Origin of the sequence: Kitasatospora purpeofusca, from assembly GCF_034043715.1 — a bacterium.
Classification (GTDB): Bacteria; Actinomycetota; Actinomycetes; order Streptomycetales; family Streptomycetaceae; genus Kitasatospora; species Kitasatospora purpeofusca_A.
In genome coordinates this window covers 43,233-61,250 of the sequence record NZ_JAXCLC010000014.1, presented here as the reverse complement: position 1 = coordinate 61,250, position 18,018 = coordinate 43,233, and the positions used below count along the sequence as shown (strand labels likewise).

The following is an 18,018-nucleotide window of genomic DNA, read 5'->3' as shown; positions in this document are numbered from 1 at the left end:
CCTGATGACCCGGCAGGTCGGGCCACGTATCGTTGCCGGGGTCTACGGCACGGCGGGAACGGCGAGGACAGGGGGTGCGGCGCGGGATGACGCGGGCGAGCGGAGGCGGTCGGAGCGGTCGGTACGGGGACGGTGCGGGCACGGTGGACCCGTGCGGCCGCCCGGGGGACTGTCCGCGCGAGTGCCGGGTCGGCGACCTGGAGGAGTTCCTCGGCGGTCAGGAGGACCTCGCCCGCCGGACGCTCGGCGCGGCCGACTTCCCGCTGTACGGCGTGGTGCCCGCGGCGGGCCCGGGCGGTCCCGTCGCGCTGGTCGCGTTCGGCGGCGGTGCGGATCCCGCTCCCGGCTGGGTCGAGGTCGGCACCGGCGACTGGACCTCGGCGGCCGGCCCCTACGTCACCGTGCGCACCCACCGGCCGGGCGCCGACCGGTACGAGCCGCTGCCCGAGCTGGAGGACGTGGTCGAGGACGAGCGCGACCGGGTCTACGAGCAGCTCGGGCTCGACGAGGGCGACACCCCGGGCCGGGTCAGGGCGCTGCGCGAGTGGATCACCGTCGACGGCCGGGCGCAGGCCGTCGAGGTGCACGAGGACCGGCGCGGTCTGTGGTCCGGCGCGCCGCTGCCGGGCTGCTGCCCGATGGGCGGCGCCGAGCCGGTCTGGGCCGGCCGGTTCCGGGTGGACGGGCTGACCGTGACGGTCTGCGGGCGCGGCGTGCCGCCGGGCGGCGTCGAGCTGGCCCGGATCCAGGACCCCGAGAGCTGTCTGCGCGGCCGCACCGCGCTGCTGCGCGAGCTGGCCGGCCGGCGCGGCCGGTGCCTGCCGGTGGAGCGCCGCGAGCTGGCCCCGGTCACCGGCCTGGAGGCGCACCGGGAGGTGATCGCCCACGGCATCAGCGAGGCCGCCGCGGTCGAGGCCCGGCTGCGCTCCGGGCGACCGCCCCGGCCGCTGCGGGGGGCGCGCGCGGAGGCGGGCGCGCTGCGGTGGGAGGCGGCGGTGCGGCAGCAGATGCGGCTCGCCTCGGAGACCAGGGCGGAGGCGGTGGAGGCGGTGGCCGCGATGGTCGAGCAGCTCCGGCGGCTCTCCCAGCTGACGCACTGGGTGGTGGGGACGCCGGAGGGCGACGCCGCGGTGGAGGAGTCGATCCGGTACTCGGTGTTCGCCAGCGAGGTGGCGAGCCTGCCGGCGCAGCGGGCCTGGCAGCGGGTGCGCAGCGGGGAGCGCGGGGAGCACCGGATGGGCGAGCAGCTGTGGCTGGCGGCCTGGGAGCAGTGGCGGGTGGCGCGGTTCGGGCGCTGAGCGGGCCGGGCACCGAGCGGGCGTGGCGCTGAGCGGGCCGGGCGCCGAGCGGGCGTGGCGCTGAGCGGGCCGGGCGCTGAGCGGGCGTGGCGCCGAGAGGACCGAAAGGTGGCCCTGGTTGAACAGCGGCCCTCCCGGGGGCCGAACGGAGGATGGCCGGAGCCCGCCCGGTGGTGTGACCTGTGGGGACATGGCAAAAGTTGAGTCATAAGTTCGGATACGGTCGGCAAATGGCCGCCCTGACGAGGTGTCCCCTTCACCGGGCGTTCACCCGGCAGGCGGAGTCTGCTCGGCGTCGACGACCGTTTCTCGACACCTCGCACGCCGCGCACCGGGTCCGCCCGGACGGCACCCCACCCTTCAGGAGTGACTGCCATGTCGCTGTCCCGCCGGGACTTCGTCAACCGTTCCACCCTCGTCGGGGCCGGCGTTCTGATCGCCGGCAGCGCGGAGGCCCTGGCCACCGCCCCGGGTGCGATCGCCGCTCCGGCCGGTGGCGAGGCGCCGGTCGCCGAGGCTGCCGCGGCCGAGCGCCTCGCCGTGGGCTACGGCCCGCTGGTCGCCGACGCGCAGGGCGGCCTGCTCGCCCTGCCCAAGGGCTTCAAGTACAAGGTCGTGAACCGCGCCGGCGTCACCAAGCTGCGCACCGGTGAGTTCACCCCGAGCAACCACGACGGCACCTCGGCGTTCGAGGACGAGCGCGGCGGCAACCTGCTGGTCGTCAACCACGAGCTGTCCGGCGCCCGCGCCAACTGGCCCAACCCGGTCCCGCTGACCGAGGGCCACGTCTACGACCCGGGCGCGGCCGGCGGCTGCACCATCGTGCACGCCAAGGCCAACGGCACGGTCGAGCAGTGGGTCGGCATCGCCGGCACCGCCACCAACTGCGCCGGCGGCGTCACCCCGTGGGGGACCTGGCTGTCCGGCGAGGAGACCGAGGACAAGGCCGGCAAGAACGGCTTCACCAAGGACCACGGCTACATCTTCGAGGTCGACCCGTTCGACGACGACTACAACCGTGACCCGCAGCCGGTGAAGGCCTTCGGCCGCTACGCCCACGAGGCCGTCGTCGTCGACCCGAAGCGCGGCCAGGTCTACCTGACCGAGGACGCCTCGAACCCCAACGGCCTGCTCTTCCGCTGGACCCCGCCGGCCGGCTTCAAGCACGGCCGCTACCAGCTGCGCAAGCTGGCCGCCGACGCCGGCACGCTGGAGGCCTTCAAGGTCTTCGACGCCCAGGGCAAGTTCATCGACGACCTGTCCCGCGCCACCGAGGTCGGCACCACCTACGGCGTGGACTGGGTCAAGGTCCAGGACCGCGACGCCAGGACCGTCTCGATCCGCAAGCAGTTCAAGGACGGCGAGGTCACCCGCGCCCGCAAGCTGGAGGGCATGTGGTGGGGTGACGGCGGCTTCTACTTCGTCTCCAGCTTCGCCCGCTCGGAGAGCCCGCTGCAGCACGACGGCCAGGTCTGGTTCTTCAACCCGGCCCGCCGCACCATCACCCTCAAGGTGCTGCTCGGCGTCAACAACGACGTCTGGGGCGACCACGACAACTTCGACGGCCCGGACAACATCACCGTCTCGCCCTACGGCGGCATCGTGATCGCCGAGGACGGCGAGGGTGTCTCGCACCTGTTCGGCGCCACCGAGGACGGCCTGACCTACCCGATCGCCCGCAACGAGCTGAACATCGGCACCGCCGAGAAGCCGGAGTTCAGCGAGTTCACCGGCGTCACCTTCTCGGACGACGGCAAGACCCTCTTCGCCAACATCCAGACCCCGGGCATCCAGCTGGCCATCACCGGCCCGTGGCACCGCCTGAACGAGCACAAGCGCGGCCAGGGCTACGGCCAGTGAGCTGACCGCGAGTGAGTGATCGGGGCCCGCTTCGGCGGGCCCCTTTCGCGTGCTCCGCTCGTGCGCCCCTTTCGCGTGCCCGGGGCGGGAGGGTCCTGGGACGTCCGGGCCCGGGCGCCCCCGTCAGGAGTCGGCCGGCAGCCGCAGCTGGAGCATCGCCAGCAGCCGCTGCTGCGGCTGGGCCAGGTCGATCCCGGTCAGCTGCTCGGCCCGGCGGACCCGGTACCGCAGGGTGTTCGGGTGGATGTGCAGGGCGTCCGCCGCGACCCGGACCTCGCCCAGCGCGTCCAGCCAGGCCAGCACCGACTCGGCGAGCCTGGTCCCGTGCCTGCGGTCGTAGGAGGCCAGCGCGGTGAGCCGCGGGTCGCGCAGCCCGCCGCGCTCCTGGAGCAGCGCCAGCACCTCGCTGACCAGCACCTCCGCCTGGACGTCGATCAGCGCCGCGACCTCCAGGTCGACCCCGCCGCGGCCCATCGCGTCCAGGATCCGGTCCGCCTGCGCGCGCGACTCGGGCACCTGGGCGAGGCCCTCCACCGTCGAACCGAGCGCCGCCCGCAGCCGGACGCCCAGATGGTCCCTGGCCGCCTCGACCACCTCCTGCGCCCAGCCGCGCACGGTGGCCATCGGCAGGTTGGCGGGCAGGTCGGGCAGCAGCACGTACACCCGGGACTCGATCGGCGCGAGCAGCGCGGCGCGGTGCCGGGCTGCCGTGTGCACCGAGATGAGGCCGGTCACCTCGGCCCGGGTGAGCTGCTCGGTGGTGCCCGCGCTGTACGCCAGCACGGTGGCCGGGCGCCGCACGTCGAGGCCGAGGTGGGTGGCCAGCGACTGCGCGCCGGTGGAGCCCTCCAGCAGGCCGGTGAGCAGGGTCCGGGTGAGCCGGACGTCCGCGGACAGCTCCCGGCGGCGGCGCACCAGCTGGGCCGCGGCGACCCGGGCCGCGCCGACCAGCGCCTGGTCGGCCAGCGGTGCGAGCGGCCGGGCGCCCTCCTGCACCCAGATGGTGCCGAGCGGCTGCGCGCCGGTCCTGATGCCGATCGCGAGCCGGCGGCGCAGGCCGAGCTCCGGGTGCGGGTCCACCGCGATCACGGTGTCCGAGGTGCGCAGGTGCTGGAAGACGCCCCACTCGCGGAGCTTGGAGAGGTACGGCTCGGGGCCCTGCCAGCCGAGGATGGAGAGCCGGCGCAGGTCGTCGACCTCGTCGGAGTCGGAGGAGCGCGAGTAGGCGAGCACCCGGCTGGAGGTGTCCTCGATCGAGACGATGCCGTTGGTGAGCACCGCGACGGTCTGGGCGAGCGAGAACAGGTCGCCGGCGTTGTGCTCGGGGGAGCCGGGCGCGTCCGGGGTGTCGGGGCCGGCGATGATCGCCCGGGCCAGTGAGTCGAGGTGCTCCCAGCGGGTCTCCCGGCGCACCGAGAGCAGTGCGACGCCGGCCTCGGTGGCCGCCTCGCGCAGCGCGTCGGCCTGGCCCGGGGCGTCCAGCTTGACGGCGACGGCGGCGGCTCCGGCCCGGCCGGCCGCGCGCAGCGCCGGGAGGGCGGCCCGGCCGCGGGCGCCGATGGCGAGCACGAGTTCGCCCGGGGCGGCGGTGGGCGGGTCCTCGGGGTCGAGGATGGCCACGTCGCGGACCGGGACGTCGAGCCCGTGCGGGGCGGTCTGGAGCTCGACCAGCGGCTCGCCCAGGGACATCAGCAGTTGCCGGAGCGGGAGGCCGGGGGTGGTCATCGGGCCTCCTCAAAGGTGTCCGACGGGCGGCGGGGGGCGACCGCCGCCACAGCTGGGACGGCGGTGGGTGGCCGGCGGATGGCCGAAGGGTGGCTTTCGTCCGAATCCTTCATCCGGTCGGACAACGCCGTCCGGATGATTTTAGCCTTCCGGCCAATCAAGCGGGAGTGATGCAGGAATAGCGTTCGTCATGTGGCCGTCGTGCGATCCGCGTCGGCATCCCGCAAGAACCGAAGGAGAGCGTGCGCTCATGGATGCTGTGACCCAGGTCCCCGCGCCGGTGAACGAGCCGGTCCACAGCTACGCCCCCGGCAGCCCGGAACGGGCCCGCCTGGAGGCGAAGCTGAAGGAGCTGGGCGGCCAGGAGCCGGTCCAGCTGACCATGACGATCAACGGTGAACGCCGAATGGGCGGCGGCACCGAGTTCCACGTCGTCCAGCCGCACAACCACGCGGCGAGGCTCGGCACCCTGCGCAACGCCACCCAGGCGGACGCGCAGGAGGCCATCGACACTGCCCTGGCCGCGGCCCCGGCCTGGCAGGCGCTCTCCTTCGACTCCCGCGCCGCGATCTTCCTGCGCGCCGCCGACCTGCTGGCCGGCCCCTGGCGCGAGACCCTGGCCGCCGCCACCATGCTCGGCCAGTCCAAGACCGCGCAGCAGGCCGAGATCGACACCCCCTGCGAGCTGGTCGACTTCCTGCGCTTCAACGTGCACTTCGCCCGCCAGATCATGGCCGAGCAGCCGATCTCCTCGGACGGCGTGTGGAACCGCAGCGACCACCGCCCGCTGGAGGGCTTCGTCTACGCGATCACCCCGTTCAACTTCACCGCCATCGCCGGCAACCTGCCGACCGCCCCGGCGCTGATGGGCAACGTGGTGCTGTGGAAGCCCTCGCCGACCCAGCAGTTCTCCGCGCACCTGCTGATGCAGCTGCTGGAGGCGGCCGGCCTGCCCAAGGGCGTCATCAACATGGTGACCGGCGACGGCCTGGACGTCTCCGCCGTCGCGCTGAAGCACCCGGCGCTGGCCGGCATCCACTTCACCGGCTCCACCGCCACCTTCCAGCACCTCTGGCGCGAGGTCGGCAACAACATCGCCGGCTACCGCACCTACCCGCGGATCGTCGGCGAGACCGGCGGCAAGGACTTCCTGGTCGCCCACCCGTCCGCGGACCGGGCCGTGCTGAAGACCGCGATGACCCGCGGCGCCTTCGAGTTCCAGGGCCAGAAGTGTTCCGCCCTCTCCCGCGCCTACGTCCCGGCGTCCATCTGGGCCGAGCTGAAGGACGAGTTCCGCGCCGAGGTCGACGGCCTGACCATGGGCGACGTCACCGACCTGTCGAACTTCATGTCCGCCGTCATCGACGACCGCGCCTTCGCCAAGAACAAGGCCGCGATCGACCGCGCCCAGGCCGACCCGCAGGTCGAGGTCCTGGCCGGCGGCACGTACGACGACAGCGTGGGCTACTTCGTCCGGCCGACCGTGCTGGTCTGCCAGGATCCGGCCTCCGAGTACTTCCGCGACGAGTACTTCGGCCCGGTCCTCGCCGTGCACGTCTACGAGGACGACAAGTACGACGAGATGCTGACCCAGATGGAGTCGGTGTCGGACTACGCCCTGACCGGCGCGATCATCTCCCAGGACCGCGAGGCCGTTCAGCACGCGATGCTCAAGCTGCGGAACGCGGCCGGCAACTTCTACATCAACGACAAGCCGACCGGCGCGGTCGTCGGCCAGCAGCCGTTCGGCGGCGCCCGGGCCTCGGGCACCAACGACAAGGCCGGCGCCAAGCAGAACCTCGCGCGGTGGACCTCGACCCGCTCGGTCAAGGAGACCTTCGTCCCGCCGACGGACTACCGCTACCCGCACATGGGCTGACCGTCCCACCGGGACCCGTTCGCGGTCCCCTGACGCCCCCGGCCCCGCAGCCGGGGGCGTCCCACGGGCGGCGAGCCGACCACCCCTCTCGGCTCGCCGCCCCGTCCCTTTCTGCCACCCTTGGAAACACCAGCTCCAGGAGTCACGATGCTCCGTTCCGCCCTCCTCGCCGCCTCCCGCTCGGCCCAGGTCCGCACCGTCGTCGAGAAGTTCCCGCCGACCCACGCGATAGTCGAGCGCTTCGTCGCCGGCGAGGCCCTCGACGACGCCGTCACCGCCTGCGACGACCTCGTCGCGACCGGCCGCAAGGTCACCCTGGACCACCTCGGCGAGGACACCCGCGACGCCGCCCAGGCCGCCGACACCGCCGAGGCCTACGAGCACCTGCTCGAGGCGCTCAAGGAGACCGGCCTGGCCGCCGGCGCCGAGGTCTCGGTCAAGCTCTCGGCCGTCGGCCAGTTCCTCCCGGTGGACGGCGAGAAGATCGCCCTGGAGAACGCCCGCCGCATCTGCGAGGCCGCCGCCGACGCGGGCACCACGGTGACCCTCGACATGGAGGACCACACCACCACCGACTCCACCCTCGCCATCGCCCGCGAGCTGCGCCAGGACTTCCCCTGGCTGGGCGTCGTCCTCCAGGCGTACCTGCGCCGCACCGAGGCCGACTGCCGCGAGTTCTCCGGCCCCGGTTCGCGGGTGCGCCTGTGCAAGGGCGCCTACAAGGAGCCCGAGTCGGTCGCCTTCCAGGGCAAGCACCAGGTCGACCTCGCGTACGTCCGCGCGCTCAAGGTCCTGATGGCCGGCGAGGGCTACCCGATGATCGCCTCGCACGACCCCAACATGATCAAGATCGCCGGCCAGCTGGCCCAGTGGAACGGCCGCAAGCGCGACTCCTTCGAGTACCAGATGCTCTTCGGCATCCGCCCCGAGGAGCAGCTCCGCCTCGCCGGCGAGGGCAACACCATGCGCGTGTACCTCCCCTACGGCGAGGAGTGGTACGGCTACTTCATGCGCCGCCTCGCCGAGCGCCCGGCCAACCTCACCTTCTTCCTGCGCGCCATGGCCACCCGCGGCTGACCCCCGCGGCGAGCGCCCGGCCCGGGTCCCCCTTCCGCGATGGGGGGACCCGGGCCGTCGTGCGTCCGGATTCAGAGGAAGGGCTTGGTGTCCAGCTCGAAGTCGAACGGGGCGGGGAGGGCGAGCGGCTCGCCGAAGGCGGCCAGGTGCACCTCGGTGTACTCGTCGCGTTTGGGTGCCGGGTGTGGTGGGATTTCACTCGATCGGGTGGGGCGGGGATCGGCGTAGGATCTTCGTGCTGGTGAACTCTGGCGTCCGAGCGAGGAGTTGGCATGGTGCTGAAGCGGTTCGCGGAGTTGTCGACGCCGTTGGTGGCGGATGCGTGCATGCGGGTGGGGGTGGGGTTGCGGGTGGCGCCGGCCGGGGTGGTGGGGGTGGTGCCGGGGGGCAGGGTCGCCGGGCGGGTGCTGCCGGTGCGTCATTACGGGAGTGTGGACGTGTTCCTGGAGGCGTACGGCGCGGCCGAGCCGGGGGACGTGCTGGTGATCGACAACGGCGGGCGGACGGACGAGGCGTGCGTCGGGGACCTCGCGGTGCTGGAGGCGCGGGCCGCCGGGATCGCCGGGGTGGTGGTGTGGGGGCTGCACCGGGACACGCCGGAGCTGGTGGAGATCGGGCTGCCGGTGTTCAGCTACGGCAGCCTGCCGCTGGGGCCGCTGCGGCTGGACGGGCGGGAGCCGGAGGCGCTCGGTACGGCGAGGTTCGGGCCGCACCTGGTGAGTGCGGCGGACGCGGTGTTCGCGGACGCGGACGGCGTGCTGTTCGTGTCGGGCGCGCGGCTGGACGAGGTGCTGGAGACGGCGGTCGGGATCGCCCGGACCGAGCGGGCGCAGGCGGAGCGGATCCGCTCCGGTGACACGCTGCGGCGGCAGACCTCGTTCGAGGAGTTCCTGGAGCGCCGGGCCGCCGACCCGGGGTACAGCTTCCGGCAGCACCTGCGGCGGGTCGGCGGGGCGATCGAGGAGTAGGCGAGCGAGCAGCAGGGGGAGGGCCCGAGGCGGCTCAGAGCGCCAGGTGCATGACGTGCAGGGCGACGTAGCCGTGCACGGGGTGGTGGAAAGCCTCCGGGACGGTGCCGACGACGGTGAAGCCGAGCGACTCGTAGAGCTTCACCGCGTGCTCGTTGGACGCGACCACGGCGTTGAACTGGACGGCGCGGTAGCCGGACCGGCGGGCCCAGTCGATGCTGTCGAGGACGAGCGCCCGGCCGATGCCCCGGCCGCCGTGCGCCGGGTCCACCATGTAGCTGGCGCTGGCGACGTGGCCGCCGTTGCCCATCTGGTTGCGGTTCATCTTGGCGGTGCCGAGCACGGCGCCGCCGGCCTCGTCGACGGCGACCACGGTGCGGTGCGGCTCGGGCAGCAGCCACCACTCCCGCCCCTGCTCGAATCCGAGGTCGAGCGGGTAGGTGAAGGTCTCGCCGGCGGCGACGATGGACCGGAAGAACGGCCAGATGCCCGGCCAGTCCTCGGTGGTGGCTTCCCTGATCAGCATCCGGACATGATGCGCGGCGGACGGCGGGAGGTCCAGTCGTGTTCTCCCGCCGTCCGCCCGGCCGTCAGAGCATCGAGGCGGCCGGCTTGACCATCGCGCGGGCGGTCTTGGCGTCGACGTACTCGCCGATCGCGGTCATCACCCATTCGCCCGAGTACTGGCGGACCAGCTTGCACATCACCACGCCGGTGCGGGCCTCGGAGTGGGTGAGGTCGAAGCGGACCAGCTCCTGGTCGGTCCCGGCGTCGACCAGTCGGCAGTAGGCGTTCTTGACCTCGGTGAACTTCTGGCCGGAGAAGGAGTTCACCACGAACACCAGGCCGCACACCTCCGGCGGCAGGCCGTTGAGGTGGACGGTGATCGACTCGTCGTCACCGCCGCCCGCGCCGGTCAGGTTGTCGCCGGAGTGGGTGATCGAGCCGTTGAAGATGCCCAGCTTCATGAACCAGGCGGTGTCCAGCTTCTCGCGCTTGGCGTCGAAGGCGAGGCAGGAGGCGTCGAGGTCGATGTTGCGGCCGCGGCCGGCGGGCTCCCAGCCGAGGCCCATCCGGATCGAGGAGAGGAAGGGCTTGCCGTTCTTCTCCAGCGAGACCGAGCCGCCCTTGGTGAGGCTGACCCGGCCCTTGTCCAGGGTGATCTTGGTGAGGGACGGTGCGGTCGCCGCGGCGGGCGGGGCCGGGGGCATCGGGGGCGCGCTCTGCGGCATCGGCGGGGCGGAGGCCATGGTGAGCCGGGGGTCGAGCGGGCCGGCGGCCGGCGGCGGGGTCGGCGCGACGGGTGCCGGGGCGGGTGCGGGTGCGGGCGGCGCGACCGGGGCGGTCGCGGCTGCGGGCGCCGCTGCCGGCTGGTCGTCGACCGAGACGCCGAAGTCGGTGGCGATCCCGGCCAGGCCGTTCGCGTAGCCCTGGCCGACCGCGCGGACCTTCCAGGCGCCGTTGCGCTGGTAGACCTCGACCACGATCAGCGCGGTCTCCCGGCCGAGTGCCGGGGAGGTGAAGGTGACCAGCACCTCGCCGGTGGCGGCGTCGCGGACGGTCGCGGTCGGCTCGATGCCCGCGAAGGTGGCGCCGGCCTCGTCGGGGCTGGCGGTCACCACGATCTTGCTGATCCCGGACGGGACGGCCGCGGTGTCGACGATGATGGCGTCCGGGCTGTCCGCGGCGGCCGGGCGGTGGGTCACCCCGGGCCCGTTGGGGGCGTTGTAGAAGACGAAGTCGTCGTCCGAACGGACCTTGCCGGCATCGGTCAGCAGCAGGCCCGAGACGTCCAGCGCCTTGGGTGCGGTGACCTCGACGGTCACCCGCGCGGCGGTCAACGGGGCGTTGCCGCCTTGGGTCAGGACCGTGGACACGAACTCCTCCTGGGAATGACGGGGTGCGGGGCCGGCCCCGGCGGTGGGGCGGCTGTGCCGACTGGCGACCACAGTAACGAACGAGGTCGGCCGGATGAGCCCGATCGGGCCGCTGACCTGTCGGGTTGTCCGACCGGAGCGGCCGGGGCCGCGCCCGGGCCGGACCGGGGCCGGACGGCGGTGGTGCGGTGGCCGCTCAGCGGGCGGGTGCGGTCAGCGGACGGGTGCCGTCGCGCTGGGCCGGTGCTGGTGCGGGTGTGGACGTGGGTGCAGGTGTGGCTGCGGGTGTGGCTGCCGGTGCCGCGAGGGTCCCGAAGGTGCCGAGGGCGGCGACGGCGCGCGGCCGGCCGATCCCGAAGGCACTGGCGGCCCAGGACTCGGTGCTCCGCGGCTCGGCCGCCTTGGGCCCGGCGCTCCGGTCGTCGGACGGGCGGGGGCCGGGTGGCCGGGGGTCGGTGCGGCGCGGTGCGGGCGGGCGGATGCCGAGCACGGCGAAGGTGTACCGGCCGGGGCGGACGTCGGTACCGGGCGGGGTGGTGAAGCGGTACACCGCCGCGCCGCGCTCCTGGTGGGTGGTGACCACGGCGCCGGTCAGGTCCGTCCAGACGGTGCCGGTCCCGGGGGCCAGCACGCCCGGGGCGAGCCGGAACTCGGTCTGGAGCGCGGTCAGCGGCTCGGCGACGGTCAGGGTGAGCAGGTGGCGGGTCCCGTCGCGGCCGAGCGGCTGGACCAGGGCCGCGCCGGTGAGCGCCAGGTCGTCGGATGCGCCGGTGCCGTCGGTGCCGCCCTTGACACCCTTCCCGCCGGTGCCGCCCTTCTCACCGGCGCTGTCGGTGCCGCCGGTCCCGGGGTCGGTGAGGACCTCGCCGGTCCATTCGCGCGTCGGCGTCGGCGTCGGCGTCGGGGAGCCCGGGACGGGGGCGAGCGGGCGGGGCGCGGTCGGTGAGGGGGAGGGCGCGGGGGTGGCCGGGGCCGTCGGGGTGGGCGTCGGCTCCTCGGCGGGCCGGTCGGCGGTCGGCCGGTCGGCGTTGCGGGAGGCGGGCTGCTCCTCGACGGGCTGCCCGGCGGCGAGGGTGTCCTGGCCGCCGCCGGTGGTGCCGGTGCCGCCGCGTCCCCCGGCGGGCTCGCCGGTCACGCCGTGCCGGGGCGGCGGGCCCTCGGCGAGCGGTACGCCGGTGGGGGCGCCGGGGCCGGTCGGGCCGGGCAGGGGAACGGCCGGAGTGGCCGGGGGGCGGCCCGCGGTGGCGGGCGGGGCGCCGGCCTCCCGGTCGGCCGTGATGCCGGAGCCAGGGCCGGAGCTGCTGCCGGAGCCGGAGCCGGAGCCGGAGCCGGAGCCGGAGCCGGAGCCAGGGCCGGAGCTGGTGCCAGAACTGCTGCTGGAACCGGTACCTGAGCTGCTGTCGGGGTCGACGGCCGGGCTGGGCGGCGGGGCGCTGGAGCCCACCCGGGCGACCCCGGCCCGGCGGCCCACGCCCTGCTGCTCGCTGAGCAGCAGGGTGGTGGCGATGCTGATGCCCACGACGGTGGACATCGCCATCGCGGCGCCGGAGAACCGCAGGGTGGGCAGTCGCAGGCGGCCGCCGAACGGGCCGGGCCGTCCGTGCCTGCCGTGCCCGGTGCGGTAACGGTCGTGCGGGTGCGCCGTGCCCTGCCCGGTGTCCTCGGACGGACCCACCGGACCCCTCCCTCCCCTGAACTCACCGTTGCGGTCGCCGCATTCTCCCACGTACCGAGGGCGGCGCCGGTGCCGCCGACCGGGCCGTCCGGCCGCCCGGTCGCCCGGTCGGCCCGGTCACGGTCGGGGTCCGGTCGGGGAGCGTCGTCCGGGATGCGTCCTGGCCCGACCCGGGTGTCCCCGGGGCCGCGCGTGCGGATTCCCACCGGGTTCGCGCGCGGGCGTGCGCCGGCCGGGGGACGAGCGTAGCAGCGGGCACCGGGGCGGTGGCCAGAGTCCGGGCCGGGCGGATCGGATCCGTGGACGACTCTTCCCGCAACGGAAGTTGACGGTCCGTCTGACAAGGGCCGCAAGGGATCCCGGAAGCTTTCGGGGGATTATTGCAACCCTCTTGCAACCCTTGCCGGTCCGTCGCGCGGTGGCGCAGTCTGGAGGGCATCCCACGCCGTTCCGGAGAGACCGTCATGCCGCCCGACCCGCTGCCAGCACCCTCCAGTGCCCCTCTCGCCGCTACCCCCACGGGCGGCGATGAGGCAGGCTCCACCGCCGCTCCGGCGGCGGTGGAGGAGGTGCTGTCCCTGCGGATCTCGCTGGGCGAGGAGGTGGTCGGAGAGGTCCGTACGCGGTTCCGGTTCGACGCCGCGCGCCCGTACGAGGTGCTGCTGACGTTCCATCTGGGGCGGCCGGACGAGGCCGACTGGGTGTTCTCGCGTGAACTGCTGCGCGACGGCCTGCGCTCGTTGAGCGGTCAGGGCGACGTCAAGCTGTGGCCGGCCTACTGTCCGTGCCACGGCTCGACGTTGCACCTGGCGCTGGAATCACCGCACGGCAGCGCCCTGCTCGAGGTCTCCAGGCCGAAGGTCCGGGCCTGGCTCGACCGGACGTACGTGCTCGTCTCGGAGGAGGCGGAGCGGGCCCACGGGCCGAGCGACGCCGAGCTGTCCGAGCTGCTGTCCGGCGGTCGCTGAGCCCGTACGGGCGGCGGGCTCAGGCCGGTGGCAGCGGGACCCGGCCGGTTCGCGGAGCCGGCAGCCGGCCCGGTAAGGGCGGGGTGCCGGGGAGCCGGACGGTGCCGCCCGCCAGTCCCGCGCGGAGCCTGCGCACGGCCGGGCCCGAGGAGGACGGCAGCAGGTCGTAGGGGTCCTCCGGTCCGGCGACGTCGACCAGGACCGATTCGGCGAAACGGTACGGCCGGTGCGCCAGCAGGCCGCCCAGGTGGCGGCGGAGCCGGGACAGCTCGGCCCGCACCGTCACCGTCCTGGCCGGGTCCCCGAAGAGCGCGTCGGCCAGCTGGGCCGCGCTGAGGCCGTTCCGTTCGGTGGCGAGCAGGAGCAGCAGTTCGGCGTGGCGGGGGCTGAGCGCGTGCGACCAGCTGCCGGCCGCGCCCTGCACCGACAGCGCCGGACTGCCCGGACGGCGCAGGTCGAGCCGGACCCGGGCGCCCTCGGCCTGTTCGGCGAGCAGTCCGCCGAGGCCGCCGGGCCCGTCGGGAGTCCCGGGGCCGTCGGGGCTGTCGTGGCAGTCGGGATCCCCGGCCGGGGCCGGGGCGGTGTTCCGGAGCGGGACCGGGCGGATCAGCCAGCCGTCGGCGAGCGGCTCGATCACGCACTCGCCCAGGCTGGGCAGCCAGTGCACGGCGGTGGTGCTCCAGCCCTCGGCGGGCAGTCGCAGCCGGGCGGGCGGCGGCAGGCCCGCGGCGGCGGCCGTCCAGCCGGCCGCGTCGACGACCAGGGCGGGCCCGTTCACCCGGGCCAGCATCGGGGCGGCGAGGGTGCGCAGGTGGTGCAGTGATTCGAGGCGGCGGGCGCGCAGCTCGGTCTCGGCGAGCTTGGCGGCGGTGGCGGTCAGCTGGAGCAGGTAGGGGCGGACGGAGTGGGCCGGGCCGCTGAGGTTGATCGCGCCGATCAGCCGGCCGGTGCCGGGGTCGTGCACGGGGGCGGCGACACACGTCCAGGAGTGGTGGCTGCGCAGGTAGTGCTCGGCGGAGTGGACCTGCATCGGGCGCTGGGCGCGCAGGGCGGAGGCGATCCCGTTGGTGCCGACGCTCTCCTCGACCCACCGGGCGCCGGTGAGGAAGCCGATCCGGTCGGCGCTGCGGCGCAGGCCGCGCTCGCCCTCCTGCCAGAGGATGTGGCCGTCCGCGTCGGCGATGGCGAGGATCAGCGGGGGCTGGCCGGACTGTTCCAGCAGGGTGCCGCGGAGGACGGGGAGCAGTGGGTCGAGGCCGCTGGTGCGGCGCCGGTGTTCGATTTCGGCGGGGCCGAGGTGGACGGCGGCGGCGCCCGCGTCCGGGTCGAGGCCGAGGCGGCGCAGGCGTTCCCAGGAGTCGCCGATCTCGGGGCGGGGCTGGAAGAGGGACGGGTCGTCGGAGGTGGTGTCGCGGGTGGCGGCGCGGGCCGCGGCCTCGGCGAGGGCGCGCTCGTGGACCTTGGCCAGCTCCGCCGCGGTCTGCGGAGTGCGACGTTCGGGTCGTCGGGTCTGCCGTCCTGGCTGCCGCACTCGGTTTGCTCCTCGCCGCCGTTCGAGGGCGCGCCGGGGCCGACGCGCTGACGAAAGAGTACGGGCGCCACCCGTTCCTGGGGATGGGGTCTGCCAACTCGGAATACCCCGCGGTATGTGAGTGGGCATGCCAATGATTGGGGGTGTCCGGCCGGGGCGGGGAGGGGTGCGGAGGGGGCCGGAAGCCGTGGGCGGGTGCCCGGTCACGTGGAGGCCGAGGTGGACGGTGACAAGCGGGCGCGCCGGGCCCGTGGGGTGCGCGCCCGGCGCACGGGTGCGCGGTGGGGGCGCGTGTCCGAATGCTGGTCAGGGTGGCCGGTGCGGGGCGCGGACGGTGGTCCGGCCCGGGCGCGCCCGGTATCGACCGTTGCCCGGTGCTGATCGCCGTTCTGGTAGTAGTTGTCCCCATGCTCCCGATTGTTTGTGAACTGTTCGGTGACCGGCGGGCCCGCCGTCGCACCGGTGCCGACCGGTGACGGCGGCGGTCCTCCCGGCCCCGGCGCGCGAGGCGGCGGTGCACGGGATCCCGGCGTCCGGCCTCCCGGTGCACGGGCTGGCCGTGTACGACGGCAGCGGTGTCTCCGGCGGCCTGTACAGCCGGGTGGTCGGCTGGGCGGAGGCCGCGCCGGACTGGCTCGACCGGCTGGTCGAGCTGTGGTCGCTGCTCGGCCTCGGGCTCTTCGCGCTGCTGATGCTCGCCGCCTGGTGGCGGGCGCGCGACGGCGGACCGGTGGTGATGGCCCGGGTGCTGGCCTCGGCGCCGGTCGTGCTCCTCGCCTACGTGGTGAACTCCGGCTTCAAGGGGCTGGTGGAGGAGGTCCGGCCGTGCGCGCAACTACGGGTGCGGAACACCCTGGAGAGCTGTCCGGCCGCCGGTGACTGGTCCTTCCCGAGCAATCACACCGTGATCGCCTTCGCGGCGGCCGCCGCGCTGTGCCTCGTCGACCGGCGGATCGGCGCGGTCGCCGCCGTGGCCGCCGTGCTGATGGGCGCCTCCCGGGTCTGGGTCGGGGTGCACTATCCGCACGACGTGCTGGTGGGGGCGGTGGTCGGCGTGCTGGTGGCGGTGCCGCTGGTGCTCGCGGCCGGCCGGGCCGGACCGCTGGTGGCGCACGCCCGCACCGGTCCGTTGCGGCCGCTGCTGGGCGCGGGGGCCGCGGCGGCGGTCGCCGGCGCGGGCCGGCCGGTCGGCGTCCGGCGGGACTGAGCGGCCCGGAACCGGCAGGCCGGACGCTGTCCCGACCCTTGTGCGGCCGGGGTGCCGGGGAGAGCATGTGAGCCGGGCGAGGCGGCCCCCGACGGGAGCGCCCGCCCGGCTCAGTCGTGCCAGGGCGCCGCGCGCCGGGCGTGCCAGTGGAGGGAAGTGCTGTCCATGCCGTACCGACTCGACATCACCCAGGGGGACTGGCCGGCCGAGGAGCTCGGCAAGGGCGTCGAGGGCCTGCTGGCCGAGGCGATGGTGCTCACCCTGGCGACCGCCGGCCATGAGCACGGCCCGCACGCCAACCTCGCCTTCTTCGCCTACGACGACGACCTCGTCCTCTACTTCGTCAGTGAGCGCGCCACCCGGCACAGCCACCACCTGGCCGAGGAGGCCAGGGCGGCGGCCACCGTGTTCCTGCCGCCGCCGGTCTTCGGCGAGCAGCTGCGCGGACTCCAGCTGACCGGCAGCGCGGGCGAGGCGTGGGGGCGGCAGGCCGAGTCGGCGCTGGCCGCGTACCAGGCGCGGTACCCGGCCTTCGCGCGGGACGAGGAGGTGCGGCGGCAGTTCCTGACTGGTGGCGGGGCGGCGGCGCTGTACCGGTTCCAGGTGGAGGAGCTGACGGCGGTGGACGAGCCGAAGTTCGGCCGGCGGAACTACCTGCGGGCGGCCGTACGGCGCTGACCCCGCCACGGCGCCCGTCCGGGAGCCGCCGTGAAGCCCGGCGGACGCCATGTTGGCTGTACAACTTTTCGGTTGGTTCATCTGCGGTCCGCCACTCGGACTCCCCTCGGACACCTGGCGGCATCAGCCTGGCCGCATGAGAGTCATCGTCGTAGGAGCAGGCGTGCTCGGCACCATGCACGCCTGGCAGGCCGTCGAGCGCGGCCACGAGGTCGTCCACCTGGAGCGCGAGGCGGAGGCGCGCGGCGCCTCGGTGCGCAACTTCGGCCTGGTCTGGGTCAGCGGTCGCGCACAGGGCGAGGAACTGGACACCGCGCTGCGGGCCCGCGAGCTGTGGGAGCGGATCGGCGGGCAGGTCCCCGACCTCGGCTTCCGCGCCAACGGCTCGCTCACCGCGGTCCGCACCGAGGCCGAACTCGCGGTCGCCGAGCAGGCGCTCACCCTGCCCGACGCCGCCGCGCGCGGCTACCGGCTGCTCGACGCCGAACAGGCCAGGGCCGCCAACCCCGCCCTGCGCGGCAAGCTGCTCGGCGCCCTGTGGTGCGAGCGGGACGCCGCCGTCGAGCCGCGCACCGCCCAGCCCGCGCTGCGCGCCGCCCTGACCGCCACCGGCCGCTACACCTTCCTGCCCGGGCGCGAGGTCCGCGACGTCATCGGCGAGCACGCCGTCCGCGACGACCACGGCGACGTCCACACCGGTGACCTGGTGATCCTCTGCACCGGCGCCTGGCTGGGCGGCCTGGTCCGCGAGCTGGCGCCCGAACTCCCGGTCCGCAAGGTGCGGTTGCAGATGATGCAGACCGACCCGCTGGACGAACCGCTGACCACCTCGGTCGCCGACGGCGACTCCTTCCGCTACTACCCGGCCTTCGCCGGTGGCGCCCTGGACCACCTCCGCGAGGTCCAGCCGCAGCCGCCCGTCGCCGCCGAGCACCGGATGCAGCTGCTGATGGTCCAGCGCCGGGACGGCGGTCTGACCATCGGCGACACCCACGAGTACGACCACCCCTTCGGCTTCGACGTGGTCGAGGACCCGTACGACCACCTGGTCGGTGTGGCCGAGGAACTGCTCGGCCGCCCGCTGCCCCGGATCCGCCGCCGCTGGGCCGGCGTCTACGCGCAGTGCGTCGACACCACCCGGGTGGTCCACCGTGAGCGCGTCCGCGACGGCGTCTGGCTGGTCACCGGCCCCGGCGGCCGGGGCATGACCTGCTCGCCCGCGATCGCCGAGACCACCGCCGAGCTCGCCAACCTGTAAGCCCGCCAACCCGCAAG

14 protein-coding genes are annotated in these 18,018 nt (G+C 74.6%); 9 read left to right on the top strand and 5 right to left on the bottom strand.

Going from position 1 to position 18,018, the window contains the following annotated elements; all coding sequences use genetic code 11:
* Positions 1–143: 143 nt before the first annotated feature.
* Together SM793_RS10310 and SM793_RS10305 are read left to right on the top strand one after the other, a co-directional pair.
* A complete protein-coding gene (locus SM793_RS10310; protein ID WP_320437784.1) occupies positions 144–1,298 on the top strand; it encodes a hypothetical protein in 1,155 nt (384 codons plus the stop codon).
* 375 nt (positions 1,299–1,673) lie between these two features.
* Positions 1,674–3,158, top strand: a complete 1,485-nt coding sequence (locus tag SM793_RS10305; protein WP_320437783.1) for an alkaline phosphatase PhoX — start codon at positions 1,674–1,676, stop codon at positions 3,156–3,158.
* Positions 3,159–3,281: 123 nt separating this feature from the next.
* On the opposite strand, the gene SM793_RS10300 is transcribed toward SM793_RS10305, so the two are convergent.
* A complete protein-coding gene (locus tag SM793_RS10300; protein WP_320437782.1) occupies positions 3,282–4,883 on the bottom strand; it encodes a PucR family transcriptional regulator in 1,602 nt (533 codons plus the stop codon).
* Between the two features lie 250 nt (positions 4,884–5,133).
* On the opposite strand from SM793_RS10300, the gene pruA reads away from it, so the two are divergent.
* The 3 genes from pruA (at position 5,134) to SM793_RS10285 (ending at position 8,807) form a co-directional block, all read left to right on the top strand.
* Complete coding sequence (gene pruA / locus SM793_RS10295; protein ID WP_320437781.1) at positions 5,134–6,762, top strand: L-glutamate gamma-semialdehyde dehydrogenase; 1,629 nt, start codon at positions 5,134–5,136, stop codon at positions 6,760–6,762.
* A 147-nt stretch (positions 6,763–6,909) separates the two neighbouring features.
* Positions 6,910–7,839: a proline dehydrogenase family protein gene (locus tag SM793_RS10290; protein ID WP_320437780.1), complete on the top strand. Its 930-nt coding sequence runs from the start codon at positions 6,910–6,912 to the stop codon at positions 7,837–7,839.
* A gap of 272 nt (positions 7,840–8,111) precedes the next feature.
* The gene (locus tag SM793_RS10285; protein ID WP_413815914.1) at positions 8,112–8,807 is read left to right on the top strand and encodes an RraA family protein; all 696 of its coding nucleotides are present in this window, start codon (positions 8,112–8,114) and stop codon (positions 8,805–8,807) included.
* Positions 8,808–8,841: 34 nt separating this feature from the next.
* Here SM793_RS10285 and SM793_RS10280 read toward each other — a convergent pair whose 3' ends face one another.
* The 3 genes from SM793_RS10280 to SM793_RS10270 form a co-directional block, all read right to left on the bottom strand.
* Positions 8,842–9,333: a GNAT family N-acetyltransferase gene (locus SM793_RS10280; RefSeq protein ID WP_320437779.1), complete on the bottom strand. Its 492-nt coding sequence runs from the start codon at positions 9,331–9,333 to the stop codon at positions 8,842–8,844.
* A 64-nt stretch (positions 9,334–9,397) separates the two neighbouring features.
* Complete coding sequence (locus SM793_RS10275; RefSeq protein ID WP_320437830.1) at positions 9,398–10,672, bottom strand: TerD family protein; 1,275 nt, start codon at positions 10,670–10,672, stop codon at positions 9,398–9,400.
* Between the two features lie 208 nt (positions 10,673–10,880).
* Entirely contained in the window at positions 10,881–12,359 is a 1,479-nt protein-coding gene (locus SM793_RS10270) for a hypothetical protein (protein ID WP_320437778.1), read from the bottom strand.
* Between the two features lie 464 nt (positions 12,360–12,823).
* Between SM793_RS10270 and SM793_RS10265 the strand changes: the two genes are divergently transcribed.
* Complete coding sequence (locus tag SM793_RS10265) at positions 12,824–13,327, top strand: SsgA family sporulation/cell division regulator (RefSeq protein WP_320437777.1); 504 nt, start codon at positions 12,824–12,826, stop codon at positions 13,325–13,327.
* A 19-nt stretch (positions 13,328–13,346) separates the two neighbouring features.
* Here SM793_RS10265 and SM793_RS10260 read toward each other — a convergent pair whose 3' ends face one another.
* Entirely contained in the window at positions 13,347–14,858 is a 1,512-nt protein-coding gene (locus SM793_RS10260; RefSeq protein ID WP_320437776.1) for a GAF domain-containing protein, read from the bottom strand.
* Between the two features lie 523 nt (positions 14,859–15,381).
* Between SM793_RS10260 and SM793_RS10255 the strand changes: the two genes are divergently transcribed.
* The 3 genes from SM793_RS10255 (at position 15,382) to SM793_RS10245 (ending at position 18,001) form a co-directional block, all read left to right on the top strand.
* Positions 15,382–16,065 (top strand): phosphatase PAP2 family protein, encoded by a 684-nt coding sequence (locus SM793_RS10255; RefSeq protein WP_413815916.1) that lies wholly within the window; start codon positions 15,382–15,384, stop codon positions 16,063–16,065.
* 165 nt (positions 16,066–16,230) lie between these two features.
* The gene (locus tag SM793_RS10250) at positions 16,231–16,743 is read left to right on the top strand and encodes a pyridoxamine 5'-phosphate oxidase family protein (protein ID WP_320437774.1); all 513 of its coding nucleotides are present in this window, start codon (positions 16,231–16,233) and stop codon (positions 16,741–16,743) included.
* Positions 16,744–16,879: 136 nt separating this feature from the next.
* Positions 16,880–18,001 (top strand): TIGR03364 family FAD-dependent oxidoreductase, encoded by a 1,122-nt coding sequence (locus SM793_RS10245; RefSeq protein WP_320437773.1) that lies wholly within the window; start codon positions 16,880–16,882, stop codon positions 17,999–18,001.
* Positions 18,002–18,018 lie beyond the last annotated feature (17 nt).

Coding starts and splice junctions, on each gene's coding strand:
- SM793_RS10305 (WP_320437783.1), top strand. CDS start 1,674: ATGTCGCTGTCCCGCCGGGACTTCGTCAACCGTTCCACCCTCGTCGGG.
- SM793_RS10300 (WP_320437782.1), bottom strand. CDS start 4,883: ATGACCACCCCCGGCCTCCCGCTCCGGCAACTGCTGATGTCCCTGGGC.
- pruA (WP_320437781.1), top strand. CDS start 5,134: ATGGATGCTGTGACCCAGGTCCCCGCGCCGGTGAACGAGCCGGTCCAC.
- SM793_RS10290 (WP_320437780.1), top strand. CDS start 6,910: ATGCTCCGTTCCGCCCTCCTCGCCGCCTCCCGCTCGGCCCAGGTCCGC.
- SM793_RS10285 (WP_413815914.1), top strand. CDS start 8,112: ATGGTGCTGAAGCGGTTCGCGGAGTTGTCGACGCCGTTGGTGGCGGAT.
- SM793_RS10280 (WP_320437779.1), bottom strand. CDS start 9,333: ATGCTGATCAGGGAAGCCACCACCGAGGACTGGCCGGGCATCTGGCCG.
- SM793_RS10265 (WP_320437777.1), top strand. CDS start 12,824: ATGCCGCCCGACCCGCTGCCAGCACCCTCCAGTGCCCCTCTCGCCGCT.
- SM793_RS10250 (WP_320437774.1), top strand. CDS start 16,231: ATGCCGTACCGACTCGACATCACCCAGGGGGACTGGCCGGCCGAGGAG.
- SM793_RS10245 (WP_320437773.1), top strand. CDS start 16,880: ATGAGAGTCATCGTCGTAGGAGCAGGCGTGCTCGGCACCATGCACGCC.